The sequence below is a fragment of the Acinetobacter sp. CIP 64.2 genome (assembly GCF_000369645.1).
Taxonomy (GTDB): domain Bacteria; phylum Pseudomonadota; class Gammaproteobacteria; order Pseudomonadales; family Moraxellaceae; genus Acinetobacter.
The window spans coordinates 1,082,408-1,103,570 of record NZ_KB850121.1 but is presented as its reverse complement, the minus strand read 5'-3'; the positions used below and the strand labels follow the sequence as shown (position 1 = coordinate 1,103,570).

At 34.8% G+C, this 21,163-nt stretch carries 20 protein-coding genes; 15 read left to right on the top strand and 5 right to left on the bottom strand.

The features are described from left to right. Positions 1–28 precede the first annotated feature (28 nt). From F895_RS11245 to F895_RS11265, 5 genes are all read right to left on the bottom strand, one after another. The gene (locus F895_RS11245; protein WP_005240611.1) at positions 29–712 is read right to left on the bottom strand and encodes a BamJ family beta-barrel-assembly machinery protein; all 684 of its coding nucleotides are present in this window, start codon (positions 710–712) and stop codon (positions 29–31) included. Positions 713–759: 47 nt separating this feature from the next. Then, a complete protein-coding gene (locus tag F895_RS11250; protein WP_005240609.1) occupies positions 760–1,467 on the bottom strand; it encodes a BamJ family beta-barrel-assembly machinery protein in 708 nt (235 codons plus the stop codon). A gap of 178 nt (positions 1,468–1,645) precedes the next feature. Continuing rightward, on the bottom strand, positions 1,646–3,835 hold the full coding sequence (locus F895_RS11255) for a polysaccharide biosynthesis tyrosine autokinase (protein ID WP_005240607.1): 2,190 nt from the start codon (positions 3,833–3,835) through the stop codon (positions 1,646–1,648). A 21-nt stretch (positions 3,836–3,856) separates the two neighbouring features. Beyond that, positions 3,857–4,285: a low molecular weight protein-tyrosine-phosphatase gene (locus F895_RS11260; protein WP_005240605.1), complete on the bottom strand. Its 429-nt coding sequence runs from the start codon at positions 4,283–4,285 to the stop codon at positions 3,857–3,859. A gap of 1 nt (position 4,286) precedes the next feature. Then, a complete protein-coding gene (locus F895_RS11265) occupies positions 4,287–5,393 on the bottom strand; it encodes a polysaccharide biosynthesis/export family protein (RefSeq protein WP_005240603.1) in 1,107 nt (368 codons plus the stop codon). Between the two features lie 379 nt (positions 5,394–5,772). On the opposite strand from F895_RS11265, the gene rfbB reads away from it, so the two are divergent. The 15 genes from rfbB (at position 5,773) to galU (ending at position 21,152) form a co-directional block, all read left to right on the top strand. Continuing rightward, the gene (gene rfbB / locus F895_RS11270) at positions 5,773–6,849 is read left to right on the top strand and encodes a dTDP-glucose 4,6-dehydratase (protein WP_005240601.1); all 1,077 of its coding nucleotides are present in this window, start codon (positions 5,773–5,775) and stop codon (positions 6,847–6,849) included. A gap of 15 nt (positions 6,850–6,864) precedes the next feature. Continuing rightward, the gene (gene rfbD / locus F895_RS11275) at positions 6,865–7,770 is read left to right on the top strand and encodes a dTDP-4-dehydrorhamnose reductase (protein WP_005240599.1); all 906 of its coding nucleotides are present in this window, start codon (positions 6,865–6,867) and stop codon (positions 7,768–7,770) included. Continuing rightward, positions 7,770–8,672: a glucose-1-phosphate thymidylyltransferase RfbA gene (gene rfbA / locus F895_RS11280; protein WP_005240597.1), complete on the top strand. Its 903-nt coding sequence runs from the start codon at positions 7,770–7,772 to the stop codon at positions 8,670–8,672. Before rfbD ends, rfbA begins: the two co-directional genes overlap by 1 nt. Positions 8,673–8,710: 38 nt before the next feature. Continuing rightward, on the top strand, positions 8,711–9,265 hold the full coding sequence (rfbC, locus tag F895_RS11285) for a dTDP-4-dehydrorhamnose 3,5-epimerase (RefSeq protein ID WP_005240595.1): 555 nt from the start codon (positions 8,711–8,713) through the stop codon (positions 9,263–9,265). 183 nt (positions 9,266–9,448) lie between these two features. After that, complete coding sequence (locus tag F895_RS11290) at positions 9,449–10,471, top strand: polysaccharide biosynthesis protein (protein WP_010589899.1); 1,023 nt, start codon at positions 9,449–9,451, stop codon at positions 10,469–10,471. A gap of 4 nt (positions 10,472–10,475) precedes the next feature. Continuing rightward, the gene (locus tag F895_RS11295; protein ID WP_005240590.1) at positions 10,476–11,564 is read left to right on the top strand and encodes a DegT/DnrJ/EryC1/StrS family aminotransferase; all 1,089 of its coding nucleotides are present in this window, start codon (positions 10,476–10,478) and stop codon (positions 11,562–11,564) included. Continuing rightward, positions 11,564–12,634 carry a DegT/DnrJ/EryC1/StrS family aminotransferase gene (locus F895_RS11300; RefSeq protein WP_005240588.1) on the top strand — a complete coding sequence of 357 codons (1,071 nt, stop codon included), beginning with the start codon at positions 11,564–11,566 and terminating at the stop codon, positions 12,632–12,634. Before F895_RS11295 ends, F895_RS11300 begins: the two co-directional genes overlap by 1 nt. A 10-nt stretch (positions 12,635–12,644) precedes the next feature. Next, a complete protein-coding gene (locus F895_RS11305) occupies positions 12,645–13,139 on the top strand; it encodes a hypothetical protein (RefSeq protein WP_005240586.1) in 495 nt (164 codons plus the stop codon). 115 nt (positions 13,140–13,254) lie between these two features. Next, positions 13,255–14,742, top strand: coding sequence for a lipopolysaccharide biosynthesis protein (locus F895_RS11310; protein WP_005240584.1), 1,488 nt, complete (start codon positions 13,255–13,257; stop codon positions 14,740–14,742). Continuing rightward, the gene (locus tag F895_RS11315) at positions 14,739–15,950 is read left to right on the top strand and encodes a glycosyltransferase (protein WP_005240582.1); all 1,212 of its coding nucleotides are present in this window, start codon (positions 14,739–14,741) and stop codon (positions 15,948–15,950) included. The genes F895_RS11310 and F895_RS11315 overlap by 4 nt, the downstream gene beginning before the upstream one ends. A gap of 99 nt (positions 15,951–16,049) precedes the next feature. Beyond that, positions 16,050–17,099 (top strand): EpsG family protein, encoded by a 1,050-nt coding sequence (locus F895_RS11320; protein ID WP_005240580.1) that lies wholly within the window; start codon positions 16,050–16,052, stop codon positions 17,097–17,099. A gap of 89 nt (positions 17,100–17,188) precedes the next feature. Further along, positions 17,189–17,947: a glycosyltransferase family 2 protein gene (locus F895_RS11325; RefSeq protein WP_005240578.1), complete on the top strand. Its 759-nt coding sequence runs from the start codon at positions 17,189–17,191 to the stop codon at positions 17,945–17,947. Positions 17,948–17,950: 3 nt separating this feature from the next. Beyond that, complete coding sequence (locus tag F895_RS11330) at positions 17,951–18,766, top strand: glycosyltransferase (protein ID WP_005240576.1); 816 nt, start codon at positions 17,951–17,953, stop codon at positions 18,764–18,766. A gap of 879 nt (positions 18,767–19,645) precedes the next feature. Then, positions 19,646–20,263, top strand: coding sequence for a sugar transferase (locus tag F895_RS11335; RefSeq protein ID WP_005240573.1), 618 nt, complete (start codon positions 19,646–19,648; stop codon positions 20,261–20,263). Positions 20,264–20,276: 13 nt separating this feature from the next. Next, complete coding sequence (gene galU, locus F895_RS11340) at positions 20,277–21,152, top strand: UTP--glucose-1-phosphate uridylyltransferase GalU (protein WP_005240571.1); 876 nt, start codon at positions 20,277–20,279, stop codon at positions 21,150–21,152. The last annotated feature ends 11 nt before the right edge of the window (positions 21,153–21,163 follow it).

Here is a 21,163-nt window from a genome sequence, read left to right as displayed (position 1 = left end):
AAACCCTCCGTGAAGGAGGGTTTTTTTATTATTTAACTTCGAGCAGTTCAATATCAAAAATTAAAGTGCTGTTGGGGCCAATTGCATCACCAGAGCCAACATCACCATATGCTAAATTGGCAGGAATAAAGAAACGGCTTTTGCCCCCTTCTTTCATGGTTTGCACACCTTCGGTCCAGCCTGAAATCACTTGGCTAAGCTTAAACTCAAGCGGATGGTTGCGTGCAATAGAGCTATCAAAAACGGTACCATCAAGCAAACGCCCTTCATAATTTACTTTCACTGTAGATGTAGCCTTTGGTGTTTTGCCTTTGCCTTGCTGTAAAACTTGATATTGCAGGCCTGATTTGGTTGTGACGATATCTGCTTTCTTCGCATTTTCAGCTAAAAAGGCTTTACCTGCCTGATCATTTTTTTGGGCCTGTTCTTGAAACTCAACCAGTTGCTTTGCTTCCAAGCGCTTTTTATATTGGCTGAGAACATTGGCCATTTCCTCATCCGTTAAGGAGGCATTTTTCCCTTGAATCGCTTCTTGTAAGCCTTGTACAAAGGCATCCATATTCAAATCTTTTAAAGTTTCAGCATTACCTCGACCCATCAGATAACCATAGCTATAGCCAAGCTGATCTTTTTGTGGGCTTTTTTGTGTAATAGGTGCTGCGTAAACCGTTCCGATGGTTGAGGCAATTAAAATTAAACCGAGTCTTTTCATTCTTTCTTCCAAAAATAAAGGAGAGCACAAGCTCTCCTTATATCAATTTATTTTACCGCGATTAATTCTACATCAAAAATTAATGTGCTGTTTGGTGGGATTGAACCAGGAACACCTTGCTCACCGTAAGCTAAGTTTGCAGGAATATAAAGCGTGGCCTTACCGCCTTCTTTCATTAGTTGTAAGCCTTCAGTCCAACCTGGAATGACTTGGTTCAGTGGGAATTCAATTGGCTCACCACGGTCATAAGAGCTGTCAAAGACTTTACCATCGGTGAGCTGGCCTTTGTAGTGAACTTTTACCACAGAACTGGCCGTCGGTTGTTTACCTGTACCTTCTTTGGTGATCTTATATTGCAAACCAGAAGCCGTAGTTTTCACGCCTTCTTTTTTCGCATTTTCTGCTAGGAAGCTATTGTTAGTTGCTTGAACTTTTTTACTGTCATTGAGCTGTTTTTGTTGCATTTCTTTCTGGAACTCAACATAAGCGGCTTGTAGTTCCTCTTCTGTATAAGCAGCAGGTTTTTGTCCATGTCCGTCACGGAAACCGGTAATGAAGGCGCTGGTTTCTAATTCAGGTGGTGTTTGCTTAGCAACCTCATAGCCCAATGCATAACTGATTTTCGCGACAGGCGCTGCATTTTTATCAGCTTTGGCCCCAAGTTCAGTTGCCGGATGTTTAGTCGCATAATATACAGGAACGAGCGCTGCACCGCCTAAAACGACCGCGACAACGAAAGGTAAAGCTTTACTCATGAGATGTCCCAAAGTGAGATTTTGATAAAAAATATGGCATTGATCTTAGCATGTATAGGCTAGGGCATTGAATAATTAACCGCAAAAATGCGTGTGTTTTTTATAAGATTTATGTTTGCAGGTGTCAAATAAAAAGCCAGATCCGGAGATCTGGCTTTGCACATTCAATTAGAAGATATTAATTATCTTTTTGCGCCGTGTAGGCATAAGCATAGTTATATCCACCTCCGGCAGTCGAACGTTGAATGTCATTGAGAATAAAGCCATTGACTTTAACCCCGGCTTGCTCAAAACGGTTAACACTCAGTTCTAGTTCTTTCATTTGAGATTTTGCGTAGCGAGCAATCATTAAATTGACACCAGCGTATTGTGAAATAATAATCCCATCAGTAACTGCTAAAACGGGTGGTGTATCAATAATGATATGATCATAGAGCGGGCTCAGTGTTTCTAAAAGCTCTTTAAAGAAGGTTGAGCTTAGCATTTCAGATGGATTGGTTGGACTTTTACCCCGACTAATCACATCTAAATTTTCAACATTCGTTTTATGCAGAACATGTTCTAAGCTAACTTGTTGGCTTAACAGTTCTGATAGGCCTGGCGTTACCTCTAGGTTAAAGTATTTATGCATATAGCCACGACGCATATCGGCATCGATCAGTAATACGCGTTTATTACTTTGTGCGAATATTGTTGCAAGGTTGGTCGAGACAAAGGATTTACCAACTTCTGGCGCTGGACCAGAAATCATAATGATATTATTTTTGGCACTGCTCAAAGCAAAATGGATTGCGGTTCGAATACTTCTCAAGCTTTCAATGGCAATATCATCACTATGTTTAACTGCCAAAATAGGAATCGATTTTTTCTTTTTCAAGATACTTATACGAGTTTCCTGAATAGGTGAGCGAGGTACAGTCGCGTAAACAGGTAGGTCAAACTCATTTTCGATTTGCGCCGAATCTTTAACCCCTGTTTGAAACAGATTGCGAATCAAGGCAATTAAAACACCAATAAAGATACCCATAAATAGTGATAAAATTAAAACGATCAACTTTTGTGGCTTAACTGGTTTAACTGGCTCTACAGCGGTATCAATAATGCGAACATTGCCAATCTCACCAGCATTGGCAATTTTCAATTGCTGGTACGAATTAAGTAATGAGGTATACAATTCCGTATTTACCTTGACATCACGGTACAGCTGTAAATAGAGGCGCTGTGTTTCAGGAAGCTGGGTAAGACGATTGTTTAAATCAGCTATTTTTTTATTAATTTCTGCAACTTGCGCATCAATCTGACGAATTAATGGATGGTCATTGGTATATTTGGCAGACAGTTCTGCTTGTTTCTGTTGCAATTCGATTTTTAACTTTTCTAGGTCAATGTTTTGTTTTAGTAGAAGCTCTGATTCTGCATTCACATCAACGGTTTTATACTTTTCACGGAACTGGTTAAATTTAATTTCAGAATCTTCCAACTGCTTTCTAAGCTCTGGGAGCTGTTTTTCCAAGAAAACTAAAGTCTGTTTAGATTCTAGAGACTTACGTTCAATATTTTGCTGATGATATACGTTAAGGACATTATTTAGCGTTTGAGTAATTTGTTTAGGGTCCTGACCCAGATAGCTAAGGCCAATGACCCCAGTCATTTTCCCTTTTTCTGCAACGGAATATATGTCATTAAAATTTTTAACTGCGGTCGGCAGCGCAAGTTTAGATAACGTATAACTTTGTTTTGACAGTTCACCTTGAGCATTAATTTCAACAGTCCACAATCCCTTATTTGAATCTAATCTATTGTTTTTATTTATATTTCCGCTAAATACAATTTGGTCGTTATAGATCAAATTGAAACGATCAGAGTCTTTAAATTCTAATTTTAATGGTTTATCTAAATAAAATTCAGGTACAATTAGTTTTTTTATGGTTAGATTATTTTGTTGATTACTGAAAGTGACTGCGTCATGTTGATATTTAATTTTATTATTGTTCTGTGATGTAAGCTTACTTATTAATCCTGATGAATTATCCTTAATTATAATATCAAGATTGAGGTTATGAATGACCTGACCTAGAACCATTCTAGAGCGTAAGATTTCAATCTCTGCGTCAGCTGGAGATTTTTCTAAACCGCCTGCAACCTTCGATAGGTCACCCAGTAGTGCTGCCGATGCTGCGCCTTTACTTTCCTCAACTTGCACCATTGCATCTACAGAATAGATATCCGATGTAATGCGTAGATAAAGAAGTGCGCAAATCAAACTTAAAATTACGCAGAGTGCAATAATTTTCCATTGAGCGATTAAAGAAAAGAATAATTCTTTTACATCAATCGTATCTTCACTAATTTTAGAATTTTGGTTCATAAGTTTACAACTAATACAGAATTATAATCGGGTACGCCAATCTTGCGTATAGCTTTGAATATTACGACAAGTCTGATCAAAAAAAGCTTGGTCATGCTGATAGGGGTCAGGCACATTTTTTTCTTGCCAATGACCTAACCGGAAAACCTTCCCTTTTGCAAATGGCCAAGTTTGTTCAATGTGCTTTTGCTGATTACTACTCATGACGAGAATAAGATCATTTTGCTTGATTAGTTCAGCATTCAGCTGACGAGCAACATGTGCCCGCATATCGATATTCACTTGGTCCATGCAATGAATTGCTTTGGCATCAGCTGGATTTCCGACAAGTGCAGCAATACCTGCCGATGAGATATGTAAAGTTGGATGCTGAGCTTGTAAGTAATACTCTGCCATTGGGCTTCGACAAATATTACCCACACAGACGACTAAGATATTTTGTAATTGCATTCTAATTCTTACCTAGTCGATCAAAGGTATATAAAGCACTAGAGAATGGAATAACCTGATTCATGATACGTTGCCAGCGAGTGAGGCCAGTAGCATCAATATAGACAATATCATTTTTCTGCATTTGAAACTGGTTGGCTAATGCCAGATTACCGAAATTACTAAGGTTTAAATGATAAACCGTAGACTTGTGGGTATTGAGATTTGTACGCATTACATAAATACGTGCTGCACTTGCTGAATATGGATTAATGCCCTCACTTTCTCCAAGGACATCACTTAAGGTCATGCCTTGATCGCGTAGACTAATCGCTTGACTACGGCTGGACTCCCCCATGACATAAAGTTTCTGATTTTGCTTGGTATTTACAAAAATAGTATCGTTAGGTTGGATCAGGAGTTTATGTAAAGAATAGCCATTTTTTTCTAGTGCAATAAGATTTAAGTCGTAGCTAACACCATTACGAATAAGCTGAATAGATGTACTATCGCCAGATTGCGTGTTGATACCTCCAGCCATACTTAATGCGGTATATAAGCTAATAGGTTGGTCTTTTAAGGTATATTGCCCACTACGCATCACCTGACCATTCACAAAATAGCGATTGCCCTCGTAAGATAGAACACGAACCACAATGTCTGGTGCTTTTAAATACTTTGCGAATTGGGTATGTAAAAATCGATTTGCTTCAGGGAGTGTTTTACCTGCAATATGTACCTGTCCTACTAGTGGAAGTTGTACATTTCCATTAATATCAATAGGATATCCGCTTGCTTGAGCTGATTCAGTATTGTTAATATTGTTTACTGGGGGTGTGATTTCTGGATAGGCCCATAACTGGATAGAAAGTACATCGCCTGCACTTAAGCGATATTGATAATGTGGTGTATTAAAGAGGGAACTAAGATCTTTTTGGGCAAGGTAGCTTTCTGGCGTCAGATTGAGCAAGTTCTCTTGGGTAAGTTGTACAACGGCGATATTGGCACCTTGATCAGTCTGGTAGCTTCCTTCAGCTGGTAAATCATATGTTTGGAGACCAGAAGTTATTGCACAACTTGCTGTGCTAAGACTGACTGCAAGAATCGAGAAAAGCTGTTTGTACTTCACATGAAACCCTTAATTATATTTTATCTGTTAAACCCTAACTCTTATTGCCGACCATTAGGGAACACAAAACTCTGCAATTTTAGCTGAAAAGCAGGAAAAATCATAACACTCTTTTTTTGATCTAAAATCTTCGAATTGTTTGGTAAATTGTAATGACAACAAACAATACAGGATTGTTGTGAAAAGTTTCAAAACTTAAAATAAATATAAGAAAACGATAAGAAGGATACTCTAACAAAGTGACAAAATTTGTTATATGATGCTTCAAAATAGGATCTGGCTACAAAAACTTAACTTATATTCTGTAACTTTAATGTCTAAATAACTTAATGTTTAAAGCGTAAGCTGTGGTCGAATTTTAAGAGAAGTGGTAGGAAGTATGCGAATATTATTAACTGGCGGAGCTGGATTCATCGGTTCTGCTGTTGTGCGCCATATTATAAAAAATACGAATGATGAAATTCTCAATGTAGATAAGCTTACCTATGCGGGTAACTTGGAGTCATTAAAAGAAATTGATCAGGATCCCCGTTATCAGTTTCAACAAGTTGATATTTGTGATGCTGAAAAATTAGAACATGTTTTTGAACAGTTCCAGCCAGATGCTATTATGCATCTCGCGGCCGAATCTCATGTTGATCGTTCTATTGATGGACCAAGTGCTTTTATTCAGACTAATATTATCGGAACATACACCTTGCTGGAGGTTGCACGTAAATATTGGTTAGCATTAGACGAAGCACAAAAAAAGAATTTTCGCTTTCATCATATCTCGACGGATGAGGTCTATGGTGATTTAGAAGGAACAACGGATCTGTTTACGGAAACGACACCGTATGCCCCGAGTTCTCCTTATTCTGCAAGCAAAGCAAGTTCAGATCACTTGGTACGTGCTTGGCAGCGTACATATGGGTTGCCTGTTGTTTTAACGAATTGTTCAAACAATTATGGCCCCTATCATTTCCCAGAAAAGCTTATCCCTTTAATTATTTTAAATGCATTAAATGGTAAGGCTTTACCTGTTTACGGTAATGGTAGTCAAATCCGTGATTGGTTATTTGTCGAAGATCATGCTCGTGCGTTATATAAAGTTGTGACTGAGGCTGCTGTAGGTGAGACCTATAACATTGGTGGGCACAACGAACAAAAAAATATAGATGTTGTCAAGGCAATCTGTACATTGCTGGAAGAGTTAGCCCCGAACAAGCCAAGTGGCGTAGACCAATATGAAGATTTGATTACCTATGTAACAGATCGTCCTGGTCATGATTTACGTTATGCGATTGACGCAAGCAAAATTCAGAAAGATCTAGGTTGGGTTCCACAAGAGAGTTTTGAAACTGGTTTACGTAAAACAGTTGAATGGTATTTGAATAACCAAGAGTGGGTGGAAAATGTTCAAAGTGGTGAATACCAAAAATGGGTTCAACGACAATATCAGGCCAGCAATGCCTAAGCGCTGAACAAAATTATGAAAATATTATTGCTTGGAAAAAATGGACAGGTGGGTTGGGAGTTGCAGCGCGCTTTACAACCCTTAGGTGAAGTGGTCGCTCTGGATCGTACTATAAATGAAGATGGTTTGTGTGGTGATTTAGCAAATTTTGTTCAAATTCAAAACGCAATTGAAGCAGTTCAGCCCGATGTCGTGGTAAATGCTGCTGCATATACGGCTGTCGATAAAGCTGAATCGGATCTGGAAACAGCTGATTTGATTAACCATCTAGCAGTTAAAAAACTAGCTGAGCTTTGCGCGGAACACAAGGCGCTATTGATTCATTATTCTACGGATTATGTATTTAATGGTGAAGGCGAAAAAGCTTGGTCTGAAAATGATCAGTCTGATCCTGTAAATCTCTATGGACATACTAAACGACTAGGTGAAATTGCATTAGAGCAAAGTGGATGCGCTTTTATAAATTTTAGAACATGTTGGGTATACGGCTCGCATGGCAATAACTTTATAAAAACGATGTTGAAATTGGCATCGAGTCGTGAAGAGTTAAGTGTTATCAATGATCAAATTGGAGCTCCTACAGGTGCTGCACTGATTGCTGATGTTACTAGCCAAGCTTTGAAATATTATTCACTGGTTGACTTAGATAAACAAAAACAGTTACTTGGACATTATCACCTTGCAGCTGCGGGGCAATGTTCATGGTATGAATATGCACAGTTTGTTTTTGATTTGGCAAAACAAAAAGGTCAAAACTTAGAAATTCAAAAAGTCAATGCCATTGAAACAATAGCATATCCAACACCAGCCAAACGTCCATTGAATTCAAGATTGAATACCAATAAATTACAAACGAATTTTAAAATACACTTACCCGACTGGAAGTTCGGGGTAGCACATGTTTTAGAGGAAATAATCTAATGAGCCAATTAAAACGTAAAGGTATTATTCTTGCTGGCGGGTCTGGAACGCGCTTATACCCTATTACAATGGGTACATCAAAACAGCTCCTTCCAATTTATGATAAACCGATGATTTACTATCCTTTGTCTGTTTTAATGTTGGCCGGAATTAATGAGATTCTTATTATTTCTACTCCTGAAGACCTACCTAATTTTGAGAAATTATTAGGCACAGGAGAAGAATTAGGAATAAAACTTTCTTATAAAGTACAACCTTCACCAGATGGCTTAGCTCAAGCCTTTATTCTCGGAGAGGAGTTCATTGGTGATGATAATGTCTGCCTTATCCTTGGAGATAATATCTTCTACGGGCAAAGCTTTGGAGCTCAGTTAAAACGTGCTTCTGAAAGACAGACAGGGGCAACAGTGTTTGGGTATTATGTTAAGGATCCCGAACGTTTTGGTGTAGTCGACTTTGATTCAACAGGCAAAGCCTTAAGTATTGAAGAAAAACCCGAACAGCCTAAATCAAATTATGCTGTTACGGGATTGTATTTCTATGACAATAAAGTAGTTGAAATTGCAAAAAATATTAAGCCATCACATCGTGGTGAGTTGGAAATAACTGATGTAAATAATGTGTATTTGCAGCAAGAACATCTCAATGTGGAATTACTTGGTCGCGGATTTGCTTGGCTAGATACGGGTACACACGATTCACTATTGGAAGCAAGTCAATTTGTTCAAACAGTTGAACATCGTCAAGGCTTGAAAGTTGCTTGTTTAGAGGAAATTGCCTTTAACAATGGTTGGATTGATACTGATCAGCTATTAGATAGAGCTACTTTTTTCAAGAAAACTGGTTATGGTCAATATTTATTGAAATTGCACCAAGAACAGCAAAAGAAGTCAAAAGCATAATTTTTAATTAAGCTTAGTAGCCTCGATAGAGAAGTAAAATGAATGTAATTGAAACAAAAATTAAAGGCCTTCTAATACTTGAACCCAAAGTGTTTGGAGATGACCGCGGTTGGTTTATGGAAAGCTTTAATCAACAGGTTTTCGAACAAGCATTACAAGAGCGTGGTCTCGGTATCCCTCAATTTGTTCAAGACAATCACTCGTTATCTCAAAAGGGTGTATTACGTGGATTGCACTATCAACTTAGTCCTTTTGCACAGGGTAAATTAGTTCGAGTTGTTCAAGGGCGTGCATGGGATATAGCTGTTGATATTCGAGAAGACTCGAAAACTTATGGGCAGTGGGTTGGCGTTGAACTGTCAGGTGAAAACCATAAGCAGTTCTGGATTCCTGAAGGCTTTGCTCATGGTTTTGTTGCATTAGAGGACAACACCCAATTTTTATATAAAGCAACCAATTATTATAATAAAGCAAGTGAGCGTGCAATAATTTGGAATGATGAAGACTTGGCTATAGATTGGCAAGTCGATGGCTTGGCGGAAATACTGGTGAGTGAAAAAGATCAAGAGGCAAGCCGATTTTCCAATCTTTAAGATTTTGGAAATTTTGGATTAATAAGTTGTGTTTGGTGAAGTGGATTTAAAAGGCATTCTCACCATTCAAAATAGTTACAACTATCTAACATTGAAATCATTTGATTTTAATAACTTATGTGGGTAGTGAAGCAAAGAGATTGAGGAAAAATGGAAACTAAACAAGTTCAAGACCTATCAGAGATGTTTAAAGGTAAAACGCTTTTGATCACAGGTGGTACAGGTTCATTTGGTAATGCGATGATCAAAGGCTTTTTAAATTCACAGCTGAAAGAAATTAGAATCTTTAGCCGTGATGAGAAAAAACAAGAAGATATGCGAATTGAGTATAAAAATGAAAAGCTTGATTTTATTCTTGGGGATATTAGGAATTTCAATGATATAAATCAAGCAATGATGGGGGTGGACTTTGTTTTTCACGCAGCAGCGTTGAAGCAAGTCCCATCATGTGAGTTCTATCCAATGCAAGCGGTGCAAACCAATATTTTAGGTGCAGAAAATGTGCTTGAAGCCGCAGCTCGCAATAATGTACAACGTGTTGTTGTTTTGAGTACAGATAAAGCGGTATATCCAATTAACACTATGGGAATGTCAAAAGCGTTAATGGAAAAATTGGCCGTATCTAAAGCTAGAGATACCCGAGTAAAAAATATAGAGGCGGTTTATACCGCAACGCGTTATGGAAATGTGATGTGTTCACGTGGCTCCATTATTCCGTTATTCATTAAACAAATTAAAGAAGGTTTACCTCTAACGATTACGAATCCTAATATGACACGTTTTATGATGTCGCTACAGGATTCAGTAGAACTAGTTATGTTTGCTTTCAGTCAGGGTAATCCTGGCGATATTCTGGTACAAAAATCACCAGGTGCAACAATTGAGGTTTTAGCTCAAGCACTTAAAGAGCTCTTTAATGCAGATAATGAGATTAAAATTATTGGCGAGCGTCATGGCGAAAAACTGTTTGAAACTCTTTGCTCTAAAGAGGAAATGGCTAAAGCTGATGATTTAGGAGATTTTTACCGGATTCCTGCTGATTTTAGAGATTTAAACTATAGTAAGTACGTGCAAGAAAATGCACCAGCTTTACTTGATGACGAATATAATTCACATAATACTCATAGATTGAATGTTGCAGAGCTAAAAGAACTATTACTCACTTTAGATTATGTTCAAGATGAATTAAAAGCACATCAAGGATAAGAAAATGTTGCCATTGATAAAAACCAGTTTACCTGACAGAGCGCTGTTGATTCCTCGTTTAGAGGAGGTCTTGTATAGTGGATATATCGCTCAAGGCGAGGTTGTTGAAAATTTTGAAAGAAAATTCGAAGAATATATTGGAAGTGGAAATACGCTGTCATTAAACTCAGGCACCGCAGCATTACATATCGCATTGATATTGGCTGGGGTTGGGCAAGGTGATGAAGTCATTAGTACAGCATTGACCGCTGAACCAACCAATGTAGCGATTAAAATGGTTGGAGCAAACGTTCGTTGGGCTGATGTCGATTACGAAACTGGCAATATATCGCCAGACTCGATTGAAAAAGCAATCAATGAAAAAACGAAAGCAATCATTGTTGTCGACTATGCAGGTATCCCTGTTGATGTAAAGAGAATTCAGGAAATTTCTGAAAAATATGGGATTCCTGTAATTGAAGATGCAGCGCATGCAATAGGGGCTAAATTTGATGGCAAAAAAACAGGCAATCATTTTCCATTTACCGTATTTTCTTTTCAAGCAATAAAACATCTAACGACCATAGATGGTGGGGCATTGCAGATTCAAGATAAAGCCCTTTACGAGCGTGGTAAAATTATAAGATGGTTTGGGTTGGATAAAAAGAAAACCAGATTAGAGAATAATATAACTGAACAGGGCTATAAGTATCATATGAACAATGTGAATGCTTGCGTAGGCCTTCTACAGTTGGAAGGAATCAATAAAATTGTTGATAAGTATATCGAGAATGGTAAATACCTTGATCAGAATCTAACGGGTGTACAAGGTGTAGAGATAATTAAATACTATGATAACTCAGAGCCATCTTACTGGCTATACACATTAAAGGTTGAGAATAGAGCTGGATTTATCAAAATGATGGAGGCAAATGGAATAGCTGCTTCTGAACTTCATAAACGTAATGATTTACATGAATACTTAAATGATAATCCTGTGGAACTACCAAATTTAGATCAGTTCTATGAAAAGATGGTACACATTCCATGTGGGTGGTGGGTCACTAAAGATGACTGCGATAAGATGATTGAATTAATTCGGAAAGGTTGGTAATGATTCCTATTTTTAAACCGTATATGCCAAATGATATTTTGCCTGAACTAGAGAATATTCTATATTCAGGTCAATTAGCATATGGAAAATATGGGAAACTATTTGAATCAGAATTAGCAAAATTTATAGGGAATCCACACGTAATATCTGTGAATTCTTATAATCAAGCTATGCTATTAGCTTTGTCGATATTAGATTTAAAGCCAGGGGATGAGATAATCGCATCCCCTGTAAGTTGTTTGGCATCTAATCAGCCTTTTGTGATTAAGGGACTCAAGGTCGTGTGGGCTGATGTTGACCCAAATACTGGTTCGCTATGCGTTGCCGATGTTAAGAAAAGAATCACTGCAAAAACAAAAGCGATATTTCATAATCATTTTTGTGGTTATTTAGGTGATATAGCAGCAATTAATCAATTAGCTAAAGATCATGGTCTTTGGATTGTTGATGATTGTATTGAAGCATTCGGTTCAGAATACAACACCCAAAAAACAGGAAATTTAGGCGCCGACTTAACAGTATTTTCTTTCCAAACAGTTCGATTACCAAATACTGTAGACGGGGCGGCAATAAGCCTTTCTTCTAAAGAATTATATGAGAAAGCAATTCTCATGCGTGACTACGGTATAGATCGAAAGGATTTTAGAACCTCAGCGGGTGAAATTAATCCAAATTGTGATATCACTTTAGAGGGTTATGGTGCAACGCTTAGTGAAATTAATTCATATATTGGTTTGAAGCAAATGGATAATTTGTCTAGTTTGTTAGAAAAACAAAAGGCAAATGCGATAGATTGGAATAATAGAATTCAAGAAGTTCCATTTATAAAACCTCTAAAATTAATACCTAATACTCAGCCAAATTATTGGGTTTTTGGTGTCTTATGTGAGGATAAAGCACAAGCTTTACAAAATTTCCGTAATCAAAATTGGTATGCAACAGGAGTTCATATCAATAACAATATTTACTCTGTTTTTAATAATGCTGAAAACTTAAATGGAGTTAATGATTTTATGAATAAGTTTCTAGCGTTACCCTGTGGTTGGTGGGTAAAGGAAACTGAAATATAGGTTGATCAATATGTATGAAATTAAGTTGATAGTACACAAAGAAATAACTGAGAATGAATTAAATGACATCATCAGAATTAAATCTGCACAATGGCATTATAGCTATGCTGAGCAATTGCAGTGGATAAAGAAAAATATAAAGGACTCAGATATTCATGTGCTGTTATCTTTGAATGGGAAAAATGTGGCTTATTTAAATTTAATTGACATTGATTTGTTTATAGAGGAAATGGTGATAAAAGGTTTTGGTGTTGGTAATGTATGTGCAATTGAAAAGGGTCAGGGTTATGGATTTAAATTAATGGAAGTAGCGAATAAGACTATAATTGAGTTAAATAAAGTTGGATTATTGTTTTGCAAGGAACCATTGTTGAAATATTATAGTTCTTTAGGCTGGGTTGAATTAGACCAAGCTGAATATAATATTAATTGTGGGAATAGCAAGGTCATGGTTTTTAACACTAGAAATGGTGTTTTTTTTAAGTATGATGGGATTCTTTTTTAATTCATGCAGTCTTTTTAGTGCGTTTCAAATTATTTAATTTGGCTGAACTTTTTAAGGTTTATATATTTTAAAGTTAATTTGAAGGTTGGCAACATGAGTACAGGTTTTTAACAGAGTGGATAAAGTTACTAAAAATATTGTTGCTAACTATTTAGGTAAGCTATGGGGCTTTGTATCTATATTTATCTTTGTACGCTTATATATTGATTTGTTAGGTATTGAATCATACGCAATAATAAATTTTTATACAGTAATATTGGGGCTGTTAGTATTTGCTGATGCTGGTTTAACTGCAACTTTAACAAGAGAGTTGGCAAGAGATATTAATGTAGAAACAAAAGCCAACTTGGTTTATACCTTTGAGAGAATTTATCTAGGTATATGTTTTTTATTAATGGCTTTAGTTGTGGTTTTTGCAGGCTATATTGCAAAGAATTTTTTAAAATCTGACCATTACTCAATTGATAATGTGGCATATTTCTTAAGACTAATTGGTGTGGGTGTTGCATTACAACTTTTTTCCACGTTGTATGAGGGTGGGTTAAATGGTTTGCAGCATCAGGTTTTAACAAATAAAGTTAAAATTATATGGAGCGCTTTTAGGTCTGGTATAGTGTTAATACCATTATATTTTATCCCCAAATTAGAAATATATTTTTGGTGGCAAGTAATTTGTAATATCATTCTTTTATTCGTATTTAGAAATTTATTGTATAATTATTTGGCTACAAGAGAACTAGTATTTTCAATAGATTTGTTTAAATCGGTCTCAAAATATGCATTGGGTATGATGGGGATTGCTTTTATTTCTGCTATAAATATACAAAGTGATAAGTTGATAACAAGTAAATACTTGGGCCTTACTGAGTTTGGTTATTATTCAATTGCAAGTACACTTGCACAAGTTCCAACCATTATAGCTAGTCCTATTGTTATCTCAGTTTTTCCATTATTTACTGGTTATGTTTCACAATTTAATATCGATAAACTAAGTGAAACATATCATAAATATTCTTTTTTAATTACTGCAGTAGTTGCTCCAGTTGTATTTTGCATTGCATTTTATTCTATTCCATTAATTACGTTGTGGACTGGTAAGCCTGAAATTTCCTTAGCTACGAATTATGTAGTGAAATTTTTGGTTTTAGGTGGATTCTTCCTGTGTATGCAACTGACCCCCTTTTATCTTGCTTTAGCTAATGGTTTTACAAAAATAAATTTGTATTTAGGAGTTGTTTGCTTGATGACTGTCATTCCCTTAATGATATTTAGTATTAAGAATTATGGTATGTTAGGCGCTACTATTCCTTGGTTATTTGTTAATTTAATTAGTTTTTTTATCATAGGCTTATACGTTGTAAATAGATTTTTAGCAGGACATACTTTTAGGTGGTTGATGTTTGATATTTTTCTACCTACATTAATTACTATAGTCATTGGTGCTTTTGTAATCTCATTTCCTGTTTCTACGAAGCTTCCTTATGCATTTATTATTGAGTCAATAGTTATTGGTTTATCCAGTGTTGTTATTAATATAATGATCTATAATAAATGCAATCCGTCAAATAAATTATTTAATCTTGTAAGGAGTGGCAGCAAATGAGGCCTCTTTTAAGTATTGTTATACCCTCAAAAAATCGGTATTCAACCTTAATAAATCTAGTCCAAAAACTTTTAGATTGGAATAGTAGTGATTATGAGATTGTAATTCAAGATAATTCTGAAGATAATGCTCCAATTAAAGATTTTTTAATCAACTATAGTAATGATCCACGATTAAAATATTTTCATAATCTTAACCATGTTACAGTTTGTCAGAATTCTGAGGATGCAATTGATAATTCAAGTGGTGAGTATGTTTGCTTTTTAGGCGACGATGATGGAATTATCAAACAGTCTTTAGATATAGTTAAATGGATGAAAAAGCATGATGTTGATTCATTAAATTGCAAACAAGGATCATATTGCTGGCCAGAATATAGATACAAAAATTGTGGGAAGAAAAAATCTTTAGCTGGTATGTTGATTTATCACTCTCATAATGGTGATTTATATCAACAAGATGCGATTTCTGGGCTAAATTCCTTGTTGGAAAATGGATGCTTGACTTTGAATGGAATAACTAGGCTTTACCATGGAATTGTGTCTAGGGAAACTTTGAACTTATTAAAAGCGAAAACAGGTACATATTTTCCTGGCTCCATTGCTGACATGTCTTCAGCGGTTGGGTTAGTCTTTTTTGCTAAGAAGCATTATTATTTAAATTTTCCTCTCATAATTTCAGGAGCTTCTGGTTCAAGTTATGCAGGTAAAGGAGCTAAAAAGAATAATCATACTGCTTTTGAACATCAGCCTTGGTTTGCTAAAGAAACAATAGAAGAATGGTCTGACAAACTTCCAAAACGTATTGTTGGGCAGACTGTCTGGCCTGATGCAGCAATGAGTGCATTAAAGAAAGTAGGCCATGCTGATTTAATTTCTAAATTAAATTTTCCACTAATTTATGCTGAATATTTGTCGGAATTTCCAGAGTTTACTGAAGACTTTGAGTTGTTTTTACAATTGCGGTATAGTGTTGAGGAAGTACAAGCTATAAAAGTTCAGATTAATTCATATATGAAGCGGATTGCTAGATCAAAATGGCGATATTGGGCAAAGGTTTATAGTATTTATTTTGGTATCAATAAATTTCTAAATATTGAACGCCTCGATGCTAGTTCAGTCGGAGAGGTTTTAACTAAGCTTGAGTCGAAAGTTGAAAATGAAAGAAAAACTGGGAATAGTCATTTTTACCAGATATTAAATAGTTAATTTAATAGATCGATTAATTTTAATATTTCTATGGGTAGCTGGGTAATATAAGATGATTCAGATGGTTTGTTCTGTAGTTAAAATTATAGGATATTTAGAGTGACAATTTATATCCTTTTTGTTGTTGTCCTTATAGCCTTGCTGATATTGAACTCTTTAATAAAGACGGATATCCAACTTTTTCAAAAAATTGCATTCATTTTTATTGTTTTCTTTGTTGGTTTTAGATTTGAAACTGGTTACGATTGGGCTATGTATCGTAACTTTTTTGAGTATGATACTTTTCATCATACTATAGAATTTGGTTATGTTTTTTTAATAAAATTCTTAAGAGTTTTTTTTGATGACTTCCAAAGTCTATTCTTCTTTACTGCCTTAGCTACTTTTCTATTTTTATATCTTGGTATAAAAAAATATACCAACCACTCAAGTATTGCAATATTAATTTTTGTCCTTATACCTGGGTTGTTTTTAAATACTTTTTCTATTATGAGGCAAGAGCTAGCAATAGTAATTGCTTTTTATGCTTTTTCATTCTTGAGAGATAAGAAGTTCTTTATTTATCTTTTATTGATGATTTTGGCATTTTCTTTTCATTATACTGCAGCGATTGCATTTGTGACTCATCTGCTTGTATGGAAATATGCTCCAAAAGTTAAATATAATTACTATTACTTTTTAATTTTATTTTCAATGTTGTTTTTAGGTTTTAATATTGGGAATTTAGTATATTATTTTGCTAAAGGTGCAAGGTATGAGTTTTATCAGGCAGGAGAGTCTGTAAGTTTTATTAAAATTTTAATATTAAATGCCTTGGCATTAGTCTATGTATACCTTTCCCCAAGGATTATTGAAAAGAATAAATATAATATTTATATTGTCGCTTTATTTGTGATGAATATTGTTTATTTGAATGTTTTTTCTTCTGTAATTGCATTATCTCGGTTCTCATACTACTTTAAAATTTTTGAAATAGTGTTGGTCGCTGAATTGTTATTTATTTTTGATAAAAAAATTCGTGTTTTAGTATTAATATCATTGGTTCTTTTATATTCTGTTTTGTATGTAGGGGCCCTCAAAGTTGATATGGCTGAGACAAGAACTGTAAATAATTTGGTACCTTATAAAAATATTTTTTTTGATAAGTAAATGTATGAGGATTTGTTGAATTATTTTAATTGTTCTTGTATATAAGCTGGCGAAAATCATATGAGTGTTTTAGTTGAGTAATTTTATATATGTCAGTATCTGTAATTATTCCTTGCTTTAACTCGGAAATGACGATTGAAAGAACAGTTAACTCTGTTTTTAACCAAACATTTAAGCCGACAGAAGTAATATGTGTGGATGATGGTTCCTCCGATTCTACAATATCTATTTTAAAAAAGTTAAAAGAAGTATCACCTGCGGAGATTTCTTTTTTAATAATTCAACAAGAGAATAGTGGCCCTTCTAGAGCACGCAACAATGGCGTGCTTAGATCAAATTGTGAATATATTGCTTTTTTAGATTCTGATGATGTTTGGCATGCTCAAAAAATGGAGGTTATGCTCCAGTTTGCATTAAAGTATGATCTCGACTTTTTATATCATTTGTATTCACCATTGCCTTCTGATGAAGAAATTTGTTTGGAAAATATTATTTTAAAAAAGAAAAAAAGATATTCTTTTGTTTTAAAAAACTTTATTGCTACTCCTACTGTCTTTGTTAGAAAAAATAAATTTCCTGGATTTCCTGAACATCTATCATACTGTGAAGATTATTGTTGCTGGCTTATGTCAATTCAAAGCAATTTCTATTTTATTGATAAACCTTTAGCTAATGGCTTTAAAAAACCACTTGGTGAGAGCGGTTTATCTAGTAATATTTATAAAATGCATAAAGGATTTATTGATGCATTATTATATTTAAGAGAAAAGAAAAAAATTTCCTTAGTTTTTTTCTTGTTAGCTTATATTTTCGAATATTTGAAATTCCCACTAAGATATTTTAGGTAGTTTATGGTTATTGCATCAATAGTTTTATACAAACACACTTATGATGATTTGAAAGATACTTTAAATTGTCTATCGAGTTCTAATGCCGTTAAAAAAATTATCTTGGTTGATAATGATCATAGTGATTGGGCAAATACGTACAAAAATGAAAAAGTAGTTTATTTGAAGTCAAATGGTAACTTTGGATTTGGTTATGGTCATAATTTTGCAATTCAAAAATATGCTGATGGAGGCCCCCTTTTTCTTGTCTGCAATCCAGATATTCGTTTTGAGCAAAAAGAATTTGAGAACTTGGTTAAATATGCCTTGGCTAGGGAAGAAGGATTATTTCTACCTAAAATTTTATATCCGAATGGAGAAAATCAATTTGGTGCTAGGTTACTTCCAACACCAATGAATTTGTTTTCAAGACGGTTCTCTCAGAAGTTGGCTGCTAAATTGGATAGAAAATATTTATTACAAAATTTTCACATAGAGAAACCTGTGTTTGCACCCTATCTTTCAGGATGCTTTATGCTGTTTAAGTCAGATGCTTTATTAAATTTAAACGGATTTGATGAGCGATACTTTATGTATATGGAGGATATTGACTTATCAAGACGGTGTGCAGAGAAATTTGGAGCATTATATTGCCCACAGTTTTTTATAACTCATGTACATGAAAAAGCTTCTTATAAAAGTGGTTTGTTGCTCAAGGCACATATACAAAGTGCTTTTCATTATTTTAATAAGTGGGGATGGATTTATGATCCTAATCGCAAAATACTTAATAAACAATGCTTAAAATCTATTAGTATGCAATATGAAGATGTTAAGTAAGAAATATTTTTGAGTTGAATAGAAATGGGTGAGTGATTTTATAGTTGCATTGGAGAGTTTTTTCGTTTTTGAAATATTTCATGGTTTTTGCAAGATTTTGTAATTACTGTATGTATGATGCTTTGATCTTTACGAATTATCTTGTTGATAGAGTAAATTAATATCTGCTGTTTATGCTTTTTTCTTGGATTAATGTAGAGTGTTAGAAATGGTTTTATTTATAAATTTTTAAGGGTTGAGATGTTTTTAATAGAGTTGTCTGTGATTCAGGTTTTCATGATTTTAAGTTGCATTTATTATCTTATCAATGTTTTGCAGTTATTCTGTATTTAATTGATTGTGGTTTTTTAAACATTATCTTGATTTTTTAAAGATTAATTTTTAACTAATTAAAGAATAATTGAAATGTATTTTAAGTTATAGTTTTATAATCTTAAGTTTTCATTCATTATTCATAGTATTGAGACAGGTTTTTTTTGCGTGAAATGTATGGTATTAAGTACAAGTTTGTAAGATAAGGGTTCAAGTAATTGTTGGTTATAAGATATCTTCCCCAGTAAAGAGATACATTATTGAAGAGTCCGAGGTCTTTGCTTATGACAATATTTAACGTTTAGTTATGTATCTGAATTAATTAAATTGTTTAATTTTTTTGTAAAAAAATTATGTAAAACAATAGCGTTTTCAAGATGACATTAGAAATATATGCTAAAATTTGTATGGTTTAATGGAACTGTATTATTGTTAAAGTATGGTTAAAAAAGCAGCTTTTTTAAGGCATTTAGATCGATCTGGGTATACTATTCTTCAGGTTTAAATTTTAATGATTTCTTTTTGCTAGGTTGCTACAAGTCTTAGAAACCATTTGAGTGCTATTATATGAAAAGGCTTTTAGACATTCTTATTAGTTCGTTGGCAATAATTTTGTTATTACCTGTTTTTTTAATTGTTGCTTATAAAGTTCGAAAAAATTTAGGTTCTCCAATTTTCTATCTACAAGAGCGTCCAGGAAAGCATGGAAAGCTGTTTAAAATGATAAAATTTCGATCTATGAGAGATGCTTTGGATGCTGAAGGGAATGCATTGCCTGATGATCAACGAATTACCCCATTTGGACATAAATTAAGGGCTACTACTTTAGATGAGATGCCTCAATTATTGAATGTTTTAAAGGGTGAAATGAGCATTGTTGGTCCTCGACCACAGATGCCAGAGTTTTTAGAACATTATACGCCTTACCAAATGCGTCGCCATGAAGTAAAACCAGGAATGACAGGACTGGCTCAAGTGAATGGACGAAATAATTTATCTTGGGAAGAAAAATTTGATTTAGATGTTAAATATGTCGAAACTCATAATATTTCCCTAGATTTTAAAATTATGTTCAAGACTGTTAGTGTTATGCTCAGAAAAGAAGGCATCAACTCACCAGATCAGGTTGTTGGTGCAACTCGTTTCACAGGTTCAGAGTCTCAATCAAACTCCTTAACAAAGTAAAGATTTACAGAAAATGGTTAAAAAAGCAATCTTACCAGTCGCTGGTTTAGGTACACGGTTCTTACCGGCAAGTAAGTCTATCCCAAAAGAAATGGTTACCGTAGTTGACCGTCCAGCGATTGAGTATGTGGTGCGTGAAGCGGTTGAAGCGGGTATTGAACAAATTATTTTGGTCACGCATTCATCTAAAGTGTCGATTGAGAACTATTTTGATCGTAATTTTGAGCTGGAAACAACCTTAGAGCAAAAAAAGAAATTTGATCTACTTAAAGAAATTACTGATATTTTACCAAAACATGTCAGTGTCGTGAGTGTCCGTCAACCACAGCCGCTTGGGCTTGGACATGCGGTACTTTGTGCTAAAGACATTATTGGTAATGATGCTTTTGCAATATTGTTACCTGATGTTTTGGTAAAAAATCAGTCAACAGTTAATGACCTTTCCTTGATGATTCAACGTTTTGAGCAGTCTAAGGCTGCACAAATTATGGTGGAAGCAGTGCCAGACCATTTGGTTGACCAATATGGTATTGTGGATGTTACTGCATCACCGCATGAAGGTGAAAGTATTGTCATGCAAGGTATTGTAGAAAAACCGGCAGTAGGCACAGCGCCTTCGAATTTATCCGTAGTTGGCCGTTATATTTTACCAGCTCAGATTATGGCGCTTTTGGAAAATACGCCACGTGGTGCAGGAAATGAGATCCAGCTTACCGATGCGATTGCGGCATTGCAACAATCGGAAACAGTTGAAGCTTATCGTATGAAAGGACAAACCTTTGATTGTGGTAGCAAACTCGGCTATCTAAAAGCTGTATTACACTATGGAATTGAACATCCAAAATTAGGCACAGATTTTAAGAGCTTAATCCAAGAATTGGCTCTCTAGATTGGGGAGCA

Coding starts and splice junctions, on each gene's coding strand:
- F895_RS11295 (WP_005240590.1), top strand. CDS start 10,476: ATGTTGCCATTGATAAAAACCAGTTTACCTGACAGAGCGCTGTTGATT.
- F895_RS11335 (WP_005240573.1), top strand. CDS start 19,646: ATGAAAAGGCTTTTAGACATTCTTATTAGTTCGTTGGCAATAATTTTG.
- F895_RS11300 (WP_005240588.1), top strand. CDS start 11,564: ATGATTCCTATTTTTAAACCGTATATGCCAAATGATATTTTGCCTGAA.
- F895_RS11255 (WP_005240607.1), bottom strand. CDS start 3,835: ATGAACCAAAATTCTAAAATTAGTGAAGATACGATTGATGTAAAAGAA.
- rfbA (WP_005240597.1), top strand. CDS start 7,770: ATGAGCCAATTAAAACGTAAAGGTATTATTCTTGCTGGCGGGTCTGGA.
- F895_RS11290 (WP_010589899.1), top strand. CDS start 9,449: ATGTTTAAAGGTAAAACGCTTTTGATCACAGGTGGTACAGGTTCATTT.
- F895_RS11330 (WP_005240576.1), top strand. CDS start 17,951: ATGGTTATTGCATCAATAGTTTTATACAAACACACTTATGATGATTTG.
- F895_RS11325 (WP_005240578.1), top strand. CDS start 17,189: ATGTCAGTATCTGTAATTATTCCTTGCTTTAACTCGGAAATGACGATT.
- F895_RS11315 (WP_005240582.1), top strand. CDS start 14,739: ATGAGGCCTCTTTTAAGTATTGTTATACCCTCAAAAAATCGGTATTCA.
- F895_RS11245 (WP_005240611.1), bottom strand. CDS start 712: ATGAAAAGACTCGGTTTAATTTTAATTGCCTCAACCATCGGAACGGTT.
- galU (WP_005240571.1), top strand. CDS start 20,277: ATGGTTAAAAAAGCAATCTTACCAGTCGCTGGTTTAGGTACACGGTTC.
- rfbC (WP_005240595.1), top strand. CDS start 8,711: ATGAATGTAATTGAAACAAAAATTAAAGGCCTTCTAATACTTGAACCC.
- rfbD (WP_005240599.1), top strand. CDS start 6,865: ATGAAAATATTATTGCTTGGAAAAAATGGACAGGTGGGTTGGGAGTTG.
- F895_RS11305 (WP_005240586.1), top strand. CDS start 12,645: ATGTATGAAATTAAGTTGATAGTACACAAAGAAATAACTGAGAATGAA.
- F895_RS11250 (WP_005240609.1), bottom strand. CDS start 1,467: ATGAGTAAAGCTTTACCTTTCGTTGTCGCGGTCGTTTTAGGCGGTGCA.
- rfbB (WP_005240601.1), top strand. CDS start 5,773: ATGCGAATATTATTAACTGGCGGAGCTGGATTCATCGGTTCTGCTGTT.
- F895_RS11260 (WP_005240605.1), bottom strand. CDS start 4,285: ATGCAATTACAAAATATCTTAGTCGTCTGTGTGGGTAATATTTGTCGA.